This is a genomic window from Limnohabitans sp. Rim47, assembly GCF_001517545.1.
Lineage (GTDB): Bacteria > Pseudomonadota > Gammaproteobacteria > Burkholderiales > Burkholderiaceae_C > Limnohabitans_A.
The window spans coordinates 398221-414617 of record NZ_FBYA01000003.1 but is presented as its reverse complement, the minus strand read 5'-3'; the positions used below and the strand labels follow the sequence as shown (position 1 = coordinate 414617).

Below are 16397 nucleotides of genomic sequence, written 5' to 3'. Positions count from 1 at the left end.
GCAATTAAAAAGTGGCTTGAACCATGGCCCGCAATTCGGCCGTAACTTCGGGCCGCACACCAAACCAGGCTTCAAAAGCAGGCACAGCTTGATTGAGCAACATGCCCAGACCGTTGACTGTGACATGGCCGCGATGACGAGCTTGTTCCAGCAGAGGCGTTTCTAGTGGAATGTAGATGGCATCTGACACCATGGCGTTGGCGGGCAGTGCATCCAATTGCACATCGAGTGCGGGTTGGCCATGCATGCCTTGTGTGGTGGTGTTCACCAGTAACTTGACATCGGCCATGGCTTCGTTGCGTTCTGCCCATGAAACAACTTTCACGCGAGGGCCAAATGCGTCCGCCAAAGCTTGTGCACGTTCTTTGGTTCTGTTCGCAATGCGTACTTCGGGCACACCTTGTTCAAGCAATCCCACAACGATGGCTCGTGCTGCACCGCCTGCACCCAAGACCAAAGCGGCACCAGCATCACCTCGCCAAGCAGGATTGGCGTCTCGGAGGCTTTGAATGTAGCCATTCCCATCGTTGTTGGCGCCCAGCAAACTGCCGTCGGGGCGAACCACAATGGTGTTGATGGCTGCAATGTGACGCGCTGCAGGCGTCAATTCATCCATGAGTTTCATGGCGTTAACTTTGTGGGGCACTGTAACGTTGCAACCAGCGAAGCCAAGAGCAGACAGTCCGCGAATGGCGGCTTCTAATTTCTCGGGTTGCACTGGCAACTGCACATACGCGCCTTTGAGCTCGTGCTTGGCTATCCAGTGGTTATGAATGGCGGGAGACCTGGTATGGGCCACAGGCCAACCCATGACCCCCGCTAAAACAAATCGCTCGTTAGACATTTAAAGAACCTGTACAAAGTTAACGCCGCAAAATCACTTCTTGCTCAAAGGCGGCAAGGTTTCTGCCACCACTGTTTTGCCATTGCGAATTTCAGTGATAAAGCTTTCGCGATCAATGTCGCCTTTGTCGTCAAAGCAAACGTCCATCAAAATTCCAGGATGTTGTTTGGCCGAGAAACAGCTGTTGCGAATCGCAGCAGCAGCAGCCTTGCGGTCCACCTTGCCAGATTTTTCGATGGCGGCTTTCAAAATGTAAACCGCTGTGTAGCCTTTCACGCCATTGTGATCAGAGGCCGTGTTGTACATGGCTTGGTACTTCTTGCCCCAAGCCTGCAGCTGAGGGGCTTCAACCGTCAAACCCACGTGTGCGACTGCACCATTGGCGGCTTCGCCTGCCAACTCAACCACCTTAGCGCTGGTCAACACGGTTTCACCAATGATGGGCTTGTTCCAGCCTTGCTTGCGCAATTCACGCAACAGACGTGCGGATTCTTCTTCGTTGGTGTATGCGAACAAAGCGTCAGCGCCAGATTGCTTGGCTTGAATCACGGCAGCAGAGAAGTCAACTTGCCCGGATTCCGTAGAAATTTCAGCCACGATTTGTGTAGGACCTGTGGCCAGCAAACCTTTGATGGTGGATTGACCCCCTTTGCCGAAGTCGTTGTTCACGTACAAGACAGCCAGCTTCTTAGATTTGCCTTGAATGTAACGGGCCAATTTAGGGAATGAAATGCTTTGCCCAAATGCCGTACGAAACACCCATGGGTTGCCTTGCTGTGTAATTGCAGCCGCTTCACCCCCCGTGAAGTTGGGAATCTCACCGCGCTTGCTTTCGGTCATGGAAACCATGATGGAGCCTGAGTAAACAGGGCCCATGATGGCGAAGACATCGTTGTCAACCGCTTTTTGTGTCAAGCCTTTGGCCACACCTGGGTTGGTTTGAGTGTCTTCGGAGGTGTAACTAATTTTGCGACCCGAGATACCGCCCGCTGCGTTGATTTCCTTGATGGCCATCTCAACGCCTTGTTTGAACATCACGCCAGATGTGGTGCCTGGGCCGGACATTTCAACGATGTTGGCGATTTTGATGTCTTGTGCATGAACCAGTCCAGACACAGACAAAGCAGCACAAACGGCCAGGGTTTTCAGGGTTGCTTTCACAAAGGTCTCCTCGTGGGTGGAATCAGGCCAATAGGCATGGCCATGGGGGTTAAAAAACTTTTCCTAGCGGACGTGCCAAGGTGCAATGAATGTAGGGGGAATTTCAATAATCCTGTCAATTTAAAGACTCAAAGCGTTCGATAATCGCTCAAATACGATCAATGATCGTACGTATTAGGGGTTAAACCCGAGGGTCGCTGGGGACGCCAAAGCGTGCCGCGCCGCTGCGTAGGCAAACACCAGACCCGGCCCAATCGTGATGCCCGGAGCCGGGTACACGCCGCCCATGATGGCGTTCATGTCGTTGCCCACAGCGTACAAACCAGCGATGGCCTGACCTTGTGCGTTCAGCACTTGCGCGTGGGCATTGGTCTGCAAGCCCTGCGCCGCGCCAATGTCGCCGGGGTAGAGCTTGACGGCATAGTAAGGCCCTTGGCTCAGCTCGCCCAGATTGGGGTTGCGACCACCGGCCGTGGCGTCGCCAATGTTCTGCTGGTAAGCGGTCACGCCGCGCCCGAACTGCGTGTCCACACCCGTTTGTGCAAAGGCGTTGTTGTCCGCCACCGATCGGGCTAAGCCCTCTGCCGAGATGCCCAGCTTGTTTGCCAGCTCGGCCAGGCTCGCGCCTTCGGTCAGGTAGCCATCGGCCAAAAACGGCTTCAGTCCTTTGCCGCCGGGGCGCACCATGCCCATGCCGTATTGGCGCAGGGCTTTGGCGTCAGCCACCAAGTAAGCGGGCACCGCTTGCGAGGCCGCCTGCATGCCCAGCGCAAACAGGTGGTACGAAGTACTTTCATTGACAAAGCGCTCGCCGGCCTGGTTGACGGTGATCATGCCGGGCTTGGCGCGGTCCATCACAAAGTGAGGGAAGACGGCGGTGCTGCCATCGGCACGTCGGCGCAAAGACACGGGGGCCCAAAACGCGGGACTCTGTGCGCCCTGCCCTTCTACCGCGCCCAGACTGCGCGCCAAGGCCAGCGCCTCGCCCGTGTGGCCGGGCGCTGCCGGGCACCACTCGGCGGGAATGCCGGGCAATTTTTGTGAGCGCAAAACCGGGTCGCGGTTGAACCCGCCACTGGCCAGCACCACCCCTTTTTTGGCCCACACACGGGCCTGGCCTGTGGCGCTGCTCAAGCGCACAGCCACCACGCGGCCACTGGCATCGCGCTCCAGCGCATCCACCGAAGTGTTCAGCGCCAGCGTGGCGTGGGCATGCTGCGACAAGGAATGCAGCAAGCGGCCCACCAGCGCGTTGCCCATGACCAGGCGCGTGCCGCGTGCGTGGCTCAAACGGTCACTCAGGTGGCGCAAGACAATCCGCACCGAGTGCTTGAGCGAAGCCCAGGACTGGGTCATCGCCAACAAATGGTTGATGTCAGTGCGGTCCACCATCATGCCGCCGAGCACGGTGAATTCGGGGATGGGCGGACGCAGCAAAGGGAACAACTCACCGAGCAAACGGCCATCAAAAGGCACCGGTTCCAAGGCACGGCCACTCAAAGTGGCACCCGGTAAATCGCTGATGTAGTCAGGGTGTTTGGCATAAGGCCGGTAGTGCACCGATGACTGCGCTTCGATTTTGGCCACGGCTTGGGCACCGTGCTTCAAAAAGGCTTCACGCAAAGCAGCCGGAGCTTGTTCGCCCACGGCGTGGTTCAGGTATTTTTCTGCCTCGGCCAATGTGTCTGCCGGATTGACTGTGGCGCTGTGGTGCGTGCCCGGCACCCAAGTGGTGCCCGCCGACCAAGCGGTGGTGCCGCCCACCAACTCGGTGCGCTCGACGACCAGCACCTTGGCACCGTCGATGGCAGCAAACACTGCGGCCGACAGGCCCGCACCGCCCGCACCGATGACCACAAGGTCAAATTCGGCACCCTCCTGCAAACCACCAGCCAGACAGTTGAGCCCGTTCTTCAGGACTTGCATTTCAAGACCCCATCAAGAATTCGACCATCAGATCTTTCACCTGCGCGAACATGTCAGCGCCCGTGAGGGTGTTGCAACCCACAGCCCGAGCCGCTGCGATCATGGGCGGCACGGCGGGCGCGGTGATCACACAGCCGACAAACATGCTGGGCGTGAATTGGCTTGAATTGATGGGGTGCGGATCACCTGCTTTCATGCCCACCGGTGTGGCATTGATGGCGATGTCAAAACCGGAGGGGTCACGGCTGCCCGCCACCACACGGCATGCACCCAGAGAAGCCAGGCGTTGCACCAGCACGTCGCGCCGGGCCGTATCTTCATCGTGAATGGCCAACTCGCGCACGCCGCCTGTGGCCAGCGAATACGCAATCGCCGAACCTGCCCCGCCAGCGCCCACCAGCAAAGCCTTTTGCCCTTGCAAGGTGCAGCCATTGAGCGCCAGCGCCTTGACATAGCCCATGCCGTCAAACATGTCGCCATGCCAGCTGCCATCGGCGTTGCGGCGCAAGGTGTTGATGGATTTCAAAAAGGCCCCTCTGTCCGAGGTGGTGGCGCACATGTCAAAAAAAGCAAATTTGTGCGGCACCGTGACGATGATGCCGTCCACGTTTTGGCACAAAGACACCCCCGCCGTCCAAGCCGCCAAATCGGCCGAGGCCACATGGGCCGGAATGCACAAGGCATTCAGCCCTGCAGCCTGAAAGGCTTGGCTCACACCTGCGGGCGATTTGACTTGGGCGATCGGGTCGCCCACGATGAAATGGATGCGCAATGCGCCGTCAAGATTCAAAGAATGGCTTAAGTTCATGGCCGGGATGATACATAAAAACGGAATTTTATTCCATTTTTGAATTTATTTCCAAAAATCAATATACTGAGGGCCCAAACACTTCACCCCAACACACATGAGCGGCGTCCTCGAACGAACCCTGGGCATTCTGGAATTGCTGTCGCAGCACGGCGACGGCCTGGAGCTGGCCGCCATTGCCGATCAACTCGACATCCCCCGCAGCGGCACGCACCGCCTGTTGACCGACCTGGTGCGCCTGGGTTATGTGCGCCAGACACGCGGCCACGGCGACTACCTGCTGACCACCAAACTGGTGTCAATGGGCCTGTCTTACCTGAGCAACAGCGGCATCGTGGACATTGCTCAGCCACTGCTCAACCGCCTGGCCGAAGTCTCGGGCGAGCTGGCGCGCCTGTCGGTGGTCGACGGCGAGCGCCTGACCTGGGTGGCGCGTGCACAAGGTGCCCGGCAGGGTCTGCGCTATGACCCCGACATGGGCAGCGATGCGCGGCTGTCTTGCTCGTCCTCGGGCTGGGCTTTGCTGTCCACGTTGAGCGATGACGCGGCTTTGGCCTTGGTCGCCAAACAAGGCTTGGGGCTGCCCGAACAATTCGGCCCTGCCGCCCCGACCAGCTTGCAAGCGGTGATGCAGGCCGTGGCCCAAACCCGCGAACGTGGTTACAGCATGACCACCGACACCTACAGCATCGGCCTGTCGGCCATGTCGGCCCCGGTGCGTTTTGCCGGTCAACCCGCTTTCGGTGTGGTGACCATCGCAGGCCCCACTGTGCGTTTCACACCCGAAAAAATGCAAACCCTTGCAGCCGAGCTGATGGGCATTGCGCAGCAACTGGCCGCATCCAGTGGCGCGTCGCCCTTCTTCAGCCTCACCGCCGAAACCGGAAGCGCCGCATCCGCCGATGGACGCAAGCCGATTTACGCGGTCTGACCTCAGCGAATTGCCCATGCCTTCGACCACCCCACCCGATGACACCTGCGACCTGCTGGTGGTGGGCTCGGGCGCGGGCGCATTGTCGACCGCCGTGACTGCCGCGCACTTGGGCCTGAAAGTCATCGTGGTCGAAAAAGACACGCAATTCGGCGGCACCACGGCCTGGTCGGGCGGCTGGATGTGGGTGCCGCGCAATCCCTTGGCCGTTGAAGCTGGCCTGCTGGAGCGCATTGAAAAACCCCTGTCTTACCTGCGCCGCGAGCTGGGCGAGAAGTTTGACGAGTCACGCGCCCTGGCCTTCTTGAACAACGGCCCGCGCATGGTCGAGTTCTTCCGCCGCCACACCGCGCTGCAGTTCATCGATGGCAACGCCATTCCCGACTTTCACGGCCACACGCCTGACGCGGCCCTGGGTGGCCGCTCGATTTGCGCAGCACCTTTTGACGCTCGCCAACTGGGTGCGCGGCTGCACGACCTCAACCCCCCACTGAAGGAGACGACGCTCTGGGGCATGGGCATCGCTTCGGGTGCGGAGCTGCGCCATTTCTTGAACGCCCTGCACAAACCCGCCTCCTTCTGGTATGTCACCAAGCTGGTACTGCGCCACTGGCGTGATCTGCTGGTGCACCACCGTGGCACGCGCTTGGTCAACGGCAATGCCTTGGTCGGAGGCCTGGCCAAGTCCGCCTTTGATCTGGGCATTGACATCCGCGTGAACAGCCCGGCTGTGCGCCTGCTGCAAAGCGAAGGCCGCGTGAACGGGGCTGTGGTTCAAACACCGCATGGAGAACAAAGCATCCACGCCCGATGCGGTGTGGTGCTGGCCACGGGGGGATTTCCACACGATCCCTTGCGCAAACAACAACTGCTGCCGCACGCCCCCACGGGCCACGAGCACTGGTCGGCGGGCAGCTGGAGCAACACCGGCGATGGCCTGCGAATGGGCGAAAGCGCTGGCGGCGTGGTGGCGAACGATCTGGTGCAAGCCGCCGCGCTGGCCCCTGTTTCGCTGGTGCCCCGCGCGAACCCGGGCAGCAAGAGCAACCAAGGCAGCGTGGCCCACTTCCCGCACCTGATCGAGCGCGCCAAACCCGGCCTGATCGCGGTCACTTTGCAAGGCCAGCGCTTCACCAACGAAGCCAACTCGTACCACGACTTCATGCAAGGCCTGCTGGCCGCCACGCCTGCTGGCCAAGCGCCTGAAGCCTGGTTGGTCTGCGACCACGCTTTCATCCGCTATTACGGACTGGGTGCGGTCAAGCCCGCTCCCATGATGCTGAGCCCCTGGCTGAAAAACGGTTATCTGAAACGCGGCCATAGCCTGGCCGAATTGGCCAAGAACTGCGGCATCAACGCCCAAGCCTTTCAAGCCACTGTGCAGCGCTACAACGCGCTGGCGCAAGACGGCAAAGACCGCGACTTTGGCAAAGGCGAAACACCCTACAACCGCATCCAGGGCGACGCGATCAACGCCACCCGGCGCGGCCTGCGCAACCCCTGCATGGGCCCCATCGAAAGCGGCCCGTTCTATGCGGTCAAAGTCGTCATGGGCAGCCTGGGCACCTTCGCCGGTTTGCGCGTGAACGACCACGCACAAGTCATCGATGCCCATGGCCAGGCCATCCCCGGTCTGTACGCCGGTGGCAACGACCTGAACAGCATGATGGGCGGCCACTACCCGGCGGGCGGCATCACACTGGGCCCCGCCATGACCTTTGGCTTCATCGCCGCGCACCACGCCGCCGGGCGCGACCCGGCGGCCACTTGTGAATTCCCGATTTCAAATACAACCACCAACACCCCGAAAGACCACACCATGTACTACGAACTCGCCACCATGACCCTGCCCTTTGGCACCGCAGGCCAGGCTGCCACGAATGTGCAGGCCTATGCCACCAGCACTGAGGCCCAAGGCGAACTGCTGGGCTGCTGGTTCACCGACATCGGCCAGCTCAACCAGATGATCGTGCTGCGCGGCTTTGCCACGCTCGACGCTTTGCAGACCGAACGCGAACGCACCCAAAAACACAGCAACCCCTTTGGCTGCGGTGACATTTTCCAAACACTGGAACAACACAGCTACAAAGGCTTCCCCTGGATGAAACCCGTGCGCCCCAGCGCCGAGTCGGGCATCACCGGCCCGGTCTACGAAATCCGCACCTACGGCATCAAGACGGGTGGTGTTCAGCCCACCATCGACCTGTGGGAGCAATACGTGCCTGCACGCGACAAGCTCTCGGCCTGCGTGGTGGCCATGGTGGCGCTCGACGGCCCACTGCGCTTTACCAACATTTGGGCCTACGACAGCCTGAACGCCCGCAGCCAGATTCGCGCGGAGGCGGTGGCCCAAGGCATCTGGCCACCCAAAGGCGGTCCGGCCCACCTGACCACGCACATGGTCTCCACCATCGCCATGCCCACAGCCGTGTCACCCTTGAAATGACCATGGCTCTGTAGATCCCTGAGCGCCCCGCTGATTCAAAGGCCCCCACAAAGCAACCTCATGAGCCAACGCATTTACTCACTGGCCTACCTAAGTTCGCACCGCTGCACGCCTGCACAAGCGATCGGGGTCGCCGCGCAAACCGGCTACCACTTTGTGGGCCTGCGCCTGTGGCCCAACGCAGCGGGCGCCCCACAGCAACAGTTGCTCGGCCAGCCTGAGGCTTTGCGCGAAACCCTGGCGGCGCAACGCGACACCGGCGTGGGCGTGTTTGATCTGGAGATCATCCGCATCGGCGAAACATTTGACCCCCACACCTGGGACGCGCTTTACGACGCCGGTGCCGCCCTCCAAGCCAAGGCCATATTGGTGGCGGGCGATGACCCCGATGAGGCCCGGCTAACCGACCACTACGCCCGCCTGTGCGAAGTGATGAAACCCTTTGGCATGAGCGCCGATCTGGAGTTCATGCCCTGGACTGCGGTGAAAGACGCCAAGTCGGCGCTGCGCATCGTGCAAGGTGCGGGCATGCCTGCCAACGCCGGCATTTTGGTCGACGCGCTGCACTTTGGCCGGTCCACCACCACGCTCAATGACATCCGCGCCATCCCGCGAGAGCTGCTGCACTACGCACAAATTTGCGACGCCCAGGCTGGGCTGAACTTCAGCACCGAGCAAATGATCCACACCGCCCGCTGCGAGCGTTTGCTGCCCGGCGACGGCAACATCGATATGCAAGGCCTTTTTGATGCCCTGCCCGCAGACCTTCCGGTGAGCGTAGAGGTGGTGAATTTTCGCCGCGAGGCGAACACATCAGTCCAGGATTGGGCCGCCGAATGCCTGGCCAAAAGCCGCCCATTTGTACAAGCCTGACACCTGAAGGTGATGGACTGCGCACACTTCAAGGCCTGAATTCACCTTGTGCGAGAGCGGTCAACTCAATCGCTTGAAACCACCAATGTCACCCGAGGGGCCAACGTGGATGCAAGCACCGGAGCGCCCAGAAACAACTGCTCTGCGGGCACCTTCAACGCGAGCAAAACCGACCGAACATGGCTGGCGCGGGCTTGTGCCAGCTCGCGCATGTTCGCGTCGTCTACCGATATGGCCGCCAACAACAAGGCTTCCATGTCGGCTGACGGCAAATCCTTGACCAGGCCCAGCAGATTGCGCGGCTTCGGAATCGGCGAGCGCCTGTAAACCCATTTGAGCAAGGCCGGATATTCCTCTGGGCTCACGTCGGTCACCGCCGTGACGTCCTGACCATCCCGGGTCATGCGTCGCTGTTTTTCTGCCAGCACCGATTCGTGCAGCAGCAACTTACGCAAAGCCTCGCGCTCTTTGTCCAGATGGGCCTCACCCACGATGGTCAGGCGCAGCGCAGGTTTGTCAAGCAACAACTGCGCCACTGTCTTCAGTTTCTGCTGGGTCACATCGTCCAACTCGGCACGGCCGGGTGCAAAGTTCATTTGCTGCAACCTGTCTTCGCTCGCAAAAGCACCCGAAATCAAACTAAAGGGCGCGATGACGGTTTTGCCAATCAGGCTAAGCACCATTTTCCAGACGATGGGCCCCACACGGAAATCGGGGTCATTGATGGAGCCGCTGACCGGCAGGTTGATGTCAATCACCCCATTGCGGTCGGCCAGCAAGGCGACCGCCAGTTTGACCGGCAAGTTGGGGGCATCCGCACCGCCCGACCGCTCACCGAAACGCAACTGGTTCAACACAATCTGATGCTTTGCTTCGAGTTGACCTGCGGCATCGATCTGGTAATGGACTTCGGCCGAAAGCTTGCCTCGCTCAATGCCGTAGCCCGCATATTTGCTGCTGTAGGGCGAGAGTTGGGGCAGATCGAGATCGCGCACCAGGCCACGCACATCCAAAGCCACATGAGGCGTGAGCGGGTTGATGCGCCCCGTGACATCCAGGCTGCCTGAGCCGGCCACCCGCCCGCGCAAACTCAAGTCGGCCAAGGCCACATCGGAACCCTTTACCTGGCTGGAAACGGCACCCAAACTGCCAGCCAGCTCGGTGATGTCCGCTGAATAGTTGGGCCGAATGAACTGGTCAGAAAACATAACCCGGCCTTTGAGCACGCCGATCGGCCCCAACTCGATCAAAGCCGGCACATCGGGTGTCTGCGCCGCAGTAGACGGCTCGGCCTTGACCAGGTTTTGCCAGTTGAGGTGGCCCTGGTCATCGATGGCCACGCGGGCAAAGAAATCGCTCAAGACCGTTTCTGCAATTTTCAGCCGCTTCATCGCACCGCCGTCCACCTTCAGCTCAACCCCGCGCAGGCTCAAGGCCTGGGTGTCGAGCAAGGTTTCCCCGTCTGATCGGTCCAGCGCATGCAGCTGATCAAGCGTCAGATTGCCCTGCACATCCAGCCCCAGCCCTGCATCGGGCAGCGCCAGATTCAGCCCACCCGAGTAACTCAACTCAGCCCTTCGCAGATCGAAATGAACCCGATCTGCCCAATAAGCCTGCAGCCTGTGCAAGGGGAAACGGCCCAGCTCCAAACGCCCTTTCAGCTGCAGCGGCGTGGCTTTGGCCTGCCCGGCTGCCACAGACGGCAATCGAAAAGCCCCGTCAAAACCCAGCTTGCCGGACTGACGGCGCTGGGTTCCGGTGGTGAAATCAACTTTGACTGTGGTCATTTGCGGCGATGTCGCCAAGGGCTGCCAAGCACCCACACTGAGGTTGAATTCACGCGCATCCAGCTTGGCACCACCGGGCACAAAACGGTCATCCAGATTCAGTACGCCGCCCGAGACTTGCAACGGCCCCAACGCCAGTTGCCAGGGCTTGGCGATCGCCTCTTGCGAGGGGCCCAAGGGGGTTTCGACCCGCCAGTCCTCGACCATCCAGCGACCCTGGGGGGTACGGCGGGCATTCAACAACGGCCGACTCCAGGCCACGCGCCCCACACGCGCCTGCTGCGCAAAGACATCCACCTCGACCTGTTCGAGGGCCAATTCGGCCCACCCGGCCTCGGGCTGCTCGGGCGTGCCCAGCAACACGTCGGTCATGCGGATCTGGGGCGCCTTGAGCAGCAAAGAAGCCGGTAAAGGGCCTGCTGCGGCTCGCCAGTCCAGGCTCAGCTCGGCAGAAGATTGGCCAGACAAGCCCGGGCGAAACAATGTGGACCAATAGGGCGCAACGCTCATCAAAGGAACATCGCGCCACGTCATGCGTGTCTGGGCACTGCTCAGGTCGGTCGTTCCCTCCCAAAACACATTCGCCCCCTGCAACAGAGCCTGACCACGGAAGGAGGCCACCTGCCGGCTCGGCCAACTGAAGTCCTGGCCTTCAATCGCCAGCTCAGTCAGTGCCAGACTGGCCGGCATGGCGACTGCAGCGTCTTGCCAATTGAGTTGCCCTGAACTGATCTGAAGGTGCTTGAGGGCGAAGTCAGCCCCCTTGCTTGCGGAGGCCTGCGAAATCGGCGTTTGCGGCACAAAAAACCGCTGCAAGCGGACCCAGTTGAATTCACCATCAGGATCACGCCGAAGGCTCAACACCGGCTTGTCCAGGCTCAGGGTGTCCAGTTTGAAGACACTTTCCAAAGGACGCCACTCATCGATTTTCAAATCCATCCTGCCCAACTGCAGCAATGGCAAATCGGTGCTCTTCAACGTCTCATGGAGTTGCAGGTTTTGTAAAGCCAGATGGCCCGACACAGACAACTCAGGGGCAGTTTGTTGCCGGAAATCAAGGCGAATGTCCAACTCCAGCTGCCCGTCTGCCAGCCGGACGGGCCAGGCTGCCGGCCAATAGGGCAGATAGGGCTTGACATCGAACCCCTTGACCTGAAAGCGGGCTTGCGTGTGCCTGTCCGGAACAAAGGGGGTTGTTTCTGCATCCGTGTCAAAGGCAGAGCCATTGAACAGGAAGGCCAGCCTCGGGTGGATGGACACCTCGCGCCGCCCGCCGATGTTGCTCAAAAAGGGGATGGCCAGATGCACGTCGCTCAGTGTGTGGGTGACAGATTTGGGCTCATCACGAAACTGCACGCCTCCGCCCGCAATCTGAATATTGAACAGGGAAAAACGGGGAACACCCGCGCCTTGGGTTTTAGAAGCCGCAAAAACGGCCAACACATCGTCGATGTCAAAACGGCCTTGCCCCAGGTACGCCAGCTGGAGCTGCGGATTGCGCAGCAGCACAGCATCGGCCACGGGTGCCCACAAGAACAGCGACTGCAAAGAGACATTGACCTCGGCCTCGTCGACGCTCAACTGGGCTTGGTGCAACGGATCTGGAGCACCGGCTGAAGCCACGCGCAAACCGCGCACGATCAAGCGCATTGACCAAGGCCGGAAAACCACTTGATCAACCGTGACCACACGCCCCAGCATCTGGGTGCCTTGCTTTTCAATTTGCCACTGAACCAGTGCCGGCACTGTCGCCCAGCTGATCGCCCACAACACCCACACGCCGAGTACGACAAACAAAACCCGACGCTGCCAGCGCTGGAGGAGACCCACATTCATGATCGACTCTTGGTAAAGAACAACACGCGCGATTTTCGATGATCAGACGGCACAGATGTAACGCCAGAGATACAAATCGACCGAAACAGCCCGCGTCCTCTTCAAGACTGCGACCAATGCCGCTCATGGTCTCAGGTTGATTTACCGGCTTCTGCAGAAAAGCCCTGACCGGAAGGATGAAAAAACGGCGTCGACCTGCTCTGAAAATCAATTTTTTCCAGTGCAGCATCTTGTGCAAAGTGCCGCCAGTCTTGCACCAAGGTCGCATTGGCCGAGATCAAACGCCCCTGAGGGTCTTTGAACCACAGCATGAACGGCTGTGTGGCCAACAACTCTTGCTGCTGACGCTCCATCGCCAATTCTTGGGCCATGGTCTTTTTCTCTTCGGTGACATCGATCATCACCAGACGGCACTCATCGCCCAATTCGTCGAGCGTGGCATCGACTCTGACGACCACCTCTGGACGGTGCGCGGTGGCACACAGGGTCACCTCGCAATAGCGACGGCACTTGCCACTCAGAACTTCCTGATGGAAATCCATCAACGTGGCCCGATCGGATGGCACCACGAAGTCCACCAATGGGCTCAGCGTGCGCTGCGAACGCTGGATGTCCAGCATGATCGCGCCGGCTAAATTGGTTTGAACCACACAACCTTGTCGATCGAGGCTGACAAAACCAACCGGGGCAAAATCGTAGGCATCTTGGTATTTATGCAAAAGCGCATGGTCTTGCCCATCGAATTCAGGGCCTTGCAATTGCAATTCCTCGGCGACTTCCTGTGAACGCGACTGACGCTCATACAAACGCCGGGTCTCTGCACAAATCAATGAGAAACACTCACAAACCGAGTCGCTCAAGCCATCCCGATCCCGAATATGGATTTTGCCGCGACCACTGGACACCAGCCCTGCCGTCTGCAATTTGCCCAAGGCCTGCGTAATCGACTCACGGCGCACACCCAACATATTGGCAATCGTTTCATGGGTCACGTTCAATTGGTCACTGCCAACAGCATCCTGATTGAACAAGAGCCAATAAGAAAGACGCTCGATGACCGAGTGGTGGGTTACGCAAACAATACTCTGGGACATTTGCATGATCAGGGACTGAACATAACAAAGGGCCAGTTGTTGTAACTCACGGCACCGGCTGAGTTCTGCCTGGAAGACGTCTGCCGGCATTCTGTAAGCCTGACCCGCACACTGGACCACGGCTCGGTGGTTCATAGAGCCGCTGCCCAACACCAAGGAAACACCCACCATGCCATCCCGACCGGTCATGGCCAACTCTGAACTGTCGCCATCGGCGGTATGTGAAACCAATGAGGCGGTGCAGGTGGTTGGAAAATAAACAAATTCCAACGATTCTCCAGACTCGCAAATCACCTGCCCTGCCGCCAGATGGACGGGTTTGAGTTGCTCAGACAAGCGGGCATAGTGACTTAAGGGAATGCCAGCCAAAATTCGGTTTTGACGGGCACTGTCAGCGATGGGGTAAGACATAACAATCCTTTCTCGCGCAAATGCGCTTCCATTCACAACATCAAACCAACTGAAATTTCTGAAGCACTCGGGCGCAGTTCGCCAGAATCGGGCCATGACACGCTCGCCAAGCCTTCAGGCCTGCATGGTTTTGCAATCAGCGGGGATGTACTCAAGGGAAATATGCCGTGCAACAGAGCATCGATTTCCTCAGGGCTAACAATGGCTTTTGGCCATGATGCTGTTGGTGGCAAAGTTTTTGAAAACATGGTCAATCCAGTCATTAACTTGGGCAGATTTGGCACAGGATGAATACATCTCCTATGGCTTGACTCCATGTTGGTTCAATTGAAAATGAATCACCACTGATCAATTGATTTGATCGCGTATGTATGCAGACATATATCCAAAGATCAAAAGGCTTTCGGACGCACTTACTACCCGAAAAAGATAATCAAAAAAAGGTAATGTCTCGATTTAAAAAGGCATACACATCATTGTTTTTAATAAGCGGAAAAGGTGCTCCGATTCAACATCGGATACCCCTCAAAAATCAAGATCACGCATGAAGTGTTTCATTTGGCATACCGCCTTGTAGCGACCAGTACATAAGCACGGGCTGACAACCTCGGTTCAGTCAAAACACACCCTTGATCAACGGGCAGACCTACTCGTTCAACGTGATCTACAACTGCTACCCGAGCAACACACCCGGAATAACTAGACGTTGAGCGATGAGGCCTTTGATCTCAAGGGCGGTGCCGATGGCAGCGATTGGCTGTGGGGCGATCTGGCCGAAAGGTTTGCATTTGCACGCGAACAAAGCCTGAGTCAAAGCCCATCGCCTGGGCTTACCCGTTTGACAGGGGGTTTACCGCTTTGCCGGTAAGCCCCCTAGTCATTTTTCGGGATGCCCACAAGCCATGTGCACACCTACGCTGAAGGTCACGGATTTGTTCTGACCAGCCCCATTCTTTTTTCATGACCCTCACCCTGCCCCACCACTGCACACCCTTGTGGCTGCTGCCCTGTAGACGCGTTTTCAGCCTGCTGGCGGCGGGACTGCTGGCCAGCCTACCCAGCAATGGCGCCGCGCAAAGCCTGCAGCAAGCCGTCCAAAAAGCCCTAACCGACTACCCCAGCGTGAGCGCAGCGCGCTACCAAAGCGAGGCCGCACAGGCCGACATCGCTCGCGCCCGTGCCGCACACTGGCCTCAGCTGTCGTGGTCGGCTCGATACGCCAGCCACCCTCTTGCAGGCAGTACCGAGCGCTGGTTCCAGACCCCCAACCTCAGTCTGAACCTGTGGTCCGGCGGCCGCATCCAGTCGGATGTGGACCGCGCCCAAGCGCTGGCCTTGGCCAGCCAGAAGCAGCAGCAAGTCACCCGCGACGAAGTGGCCCTGCTGAGCACCGAAGCCTATTTGCAATGGGCCCATCAGCAAGGCATGCTGACACTGGCGCAAGACAACTTGGACCAGCACGCGAGCATCCTGAACGATTTCGAAAAAATTGCCCAAGTCGACACCGGCCGCCGCATCGACCTGGACCAGGCCCGCGTGCGCCACGACAACGCCCGACTGATCCGACTCAAAACCCAGACCGAACTGGACGCCGCCGCCCAGCGCCTGACCCGCCTGCTGATGGCCCCGCTGCCAGCCGAGCCCGTGGGCCTTGACTTTGCGCTGCCCACACGCCACGCCGATCTGGCGCAAGCGCTGCAAGACCTTCACGACCAGCACCCGGTATTGGCGCAGTGGCTGGCCCAGCGCGACGCAGCGCTGGCCAGCGTTCGCTATGCCCGTGCCCAAAGTGCGCCCACGCTCAACCTTACACACAGCAAGTTAGCCACCAACGGCGTGGACGAGGGCCGCTTTGTCACGCAGCTCCAACTGAACCTGCCACTGCTGGACGGTGGCAGCGCCCAAGGGGCCGAAGAGTCCGCCTTGGCGCGGGTGCAAGTCATCGAATCACAGCTGCAAGAAGCCCGACTGGAGCTGCAAGAACAACTGGCCACCGCTTGGAGCGACTGGCAATCAGCGATCACCCGAGCCGAACTGGGCCAGCAGCAAACCCTGACCGCCCAGCAACTGGCCACTGGCTACGCGCAGCAGTTCAGGGTGGGCCGTCGTGCCTTGCTGGACCTGCTCAACATCCAGAGCGACCTCTACACCTACCAAAGCGCCGCGCTCACGGCCAGCCACGAAGCACGCACCGCACAGGCCCGCGTGCTGGCCACGCTCGGCCAGCTGGCCGACGCCTTTGCAGTCAGCCCCGATACACCCACCACACCCCGGTAACAC

11 protein-coding genes are annotated in these 16397 nt (G+C 59.4%); 4 read left to right on the top strand and 7 right to left on the bottom strand.

Annotated features, from left to right (window positions below):
• Positions 1–4 precede the first annotated feature (4 nt).
• The 4 genes from BN3544_RS09790 to BN3544_RS09775 all read right to left on the bottom strand — a co-directional run bounded on the left by BN3544_RS09790 (position 5) and on the right by BN3544_RS09775 (position 4739).
• Positions 5–844, bottom strand: coding sequence for a shikimate dehydrogenase (locus tag BN3544_RS09790; RefSeq protein ID WP_026036784.1), 840 nt, complete (start codon positions 842–844; stop codon positions 5–7).
• 33 nt (positions 845–877) lie between these two features.
• On the bottom strand, positions 878–2005 hold the full coding sequence (locus tag BN3544_RS09785) for an ABC transporter substrate-binding protein (RefSeq protein ID WP_019430706.1): 1128 nt from the start codon (positions 2003–2005) through the stop codon (positions 878–880).
• 174 nt (positions 2006–2179) lie between these two features.
• Positions 2180–3931 carry an FAD-dependent oxidoreductase gene (locus tag BN3544_RS09780; protein ID WP_019430707.1) on the bottom strand — a complete coding sequence of 584 codons (1752 nt, stop codon included), beginning with the start codon at positions 3929–3931 and terminating at the stop codon, positions 2180–2182.
• A gap of 1 nt (position 3932) precedes the next feature.
• Positions 3933–4739: a shikimate dehydrogenase family protein gene (locus BN3544_RS09775; protein ID WP_019430708.1), complete on the bottom strand. Its 807-nt coding sequence runs from the start codon at positions 4737–4739 to the stop codon at positions 3933–3935.
• A 97-nt stretch (positions 4740–4836) separates the two neighbouring features.
• On the opposite strand from BN3544_RS09775, the gene BN3544_RS09770 reads away from it, so the two are divergent.
• The 3 genes from BN3544_RS09770 to BN3544_RS09760 are packed head-to-tail and all read left to right on the top strand — an operon-like array spanning position 4837 to position 8989.
• Complete coding sequence (locus BN3544_RS09770; protein ID WP_019430709.1) at positions 4837–5670, top strand: IclR family transcriptional regulator; 834 nt, start codon at positions 4837–4839, stop codon at positions 5668–5670.
• Between the two features lie 16 nt (positions 5671–5686).
• Positions 5687–8116 carry an FAD-dependent oxidoreductase gene (locus tag BN3544_RS09765; protein ID WP_019430710.1) on the top strand — a complete coding sequence of 810 codons (2430 nt, stop codon included), beginning with the start codon at positions 5687–5689 and terminating at the stop codon, positions 8114–8116.
• 60 nt (positions 8117–8176) lie between these two features.
• On the top strand, positions 8177–8989 hold the full coding sequence (locus tag BN3544_RS09760) for a sugar phosphate isomerase/epimerase family protein (protein ID WP_019430711.1): 813 nt from the start codon (positions 8177–8179) through the stop codon (positions 8987–8989).
• Positions 8990–9054: 65 nt separating this feature from the next.
• Here BN3544_RS09760 and BN3544_RS09755 read toward each other — a convergent pair whose 3' ends face one another.
• The 3 genes from BN3544_RS09755 to BN3544_RS14370 form a co-directional block, all read right to left on the bottom strand.
• Positions 9055–12612, bottom strand: a complete 3558-nt coding sequence (locus BN3544_RS09755) for a DUF748 domain-containing protein (RefSeq protein WP_019430712.1) — start codon at positions 12610–12612, stop codon at positions 9055–9057.
• A gap of 131 nt (positions 12613–12743) precedes the next feature.
• The gene (locus tag BN3544_RS09750) at positions 12744–14117 is read right to left on the bottom strand and encodes a helix-turn-helix domain-containing protein (protein ID WP_019430713.1); all 1374 of its coding nucleotides are present in this window, start codon (positions 14115–14117) and stop codon (positions 12744–12746) included.
• A gap of 32 nt (positions 14118–14149) precedes the next feature.
• The gene (locus BN3544_RS14370) at positions 14150–14365 is read right to left on the bottom strand and encodes a hypothetical protein (RefSeq protein WP_162131429.1); all 216 of its coding nucleotides are present in this window, start codon (positions 14363–14365) and stop codon (positions 14150–14152) included.
• A 712-nt stretch (positions 14366–15077) separates the two neighbouring features.
• On the opposite strand from BN3544_RS14370, the gene BN3544_RS09745 reads away from it, so the two are divergent.
• On the top strand, positions 15078–16394 hold the full coding sequence (locus BN3544_RS09745) for a TolC family protein (RefSeq protein ID WP_019430715.1): 1317 nt from the start codon (positions 15078–15080) through the stop codon (positions 16392–16394).
• Positions 16395–16397 lie beyond the last annotated feature (3 nt).

What these genes read in the sequence shown, in the direction of transcription:
- BN3544_RS14370 (WP_162131429.1), bottom strand. Translation starts at nt 14,365, where the DNA reads ATGTTTTCAAAAACTTTGCCACCAACAGCATCATGGCCAAAAGCCATT.
- BN3544_RS09755 (WP_019430712.1), bottom strand. Translation starts at nt 12,612, where the DNA reads ATGAATGTGGGTCTCCTCCAGCGCTGGCAGCGTCGGGTTTTGTTTGTC.
- BN3544_RS09790 (WP_026036784.1), bottom strand. Translation starts at nt 844, where the DNA reads ATGTCTAACGAGCGATTTGTTTTAGCGGGGGTCATGGGTTGGCCTGTG.
- BN3544_RS09765 (WP_019430710.1), top strand. Translation starts at nt 5,687, where the DNA reads ATGCCTTCGACCACCCCACCCGATGACACCTGCGACCTGCTGGTGGTG.
- BN3544_RS09745 (WP_019430715.1), top strand. Translation starts at nt 15,078, where the DNA reads ATGACCCTCACCCTGCCCCACCACTGCACACCCTTGTGGCTGCTGCCC.
- BN3544_RS09750 (WP_019430713.1), bottom strand. Translation starts at nt 14,117, where the DNA reads ATGTCTTACCCCATCGCTGACAGTGCCCGTCAAAACCGAATTTTGGCT.
- BN3544_RS09775 (WP_019430708.1), bottom strand. Translation starts at nt 4,739, where the DNA reads ATGAACTTAAGCCATTCTTTGAATCTTGACGGCGCATTGCGCATCCAT.
- BN3544_RS09760 (WP_019430711.1), top strand. Translation starts at nt 8,177, where the DNA reads ATGAGCCAACGCATTTACTCACTGGCCTACCTAAGTTCGCACCGCTGC.
- BN3544_RS09770 (WP_019430709.1), top strand. Translation starts at nt 4,837, where the DNA reads ATGAGCGGCGTCCTCGAACGAACCCTGGGCATTCTGGAATTGCTGTCG.
- BN3544_RS09780 (WP_019430707.1), bottom strand. Translation starts at nt 3,931, where the DNA reads ATGCAAGTCCTGAAGAACGGGCTCAACTGTCTGGCTGGTGGTTTGCAG.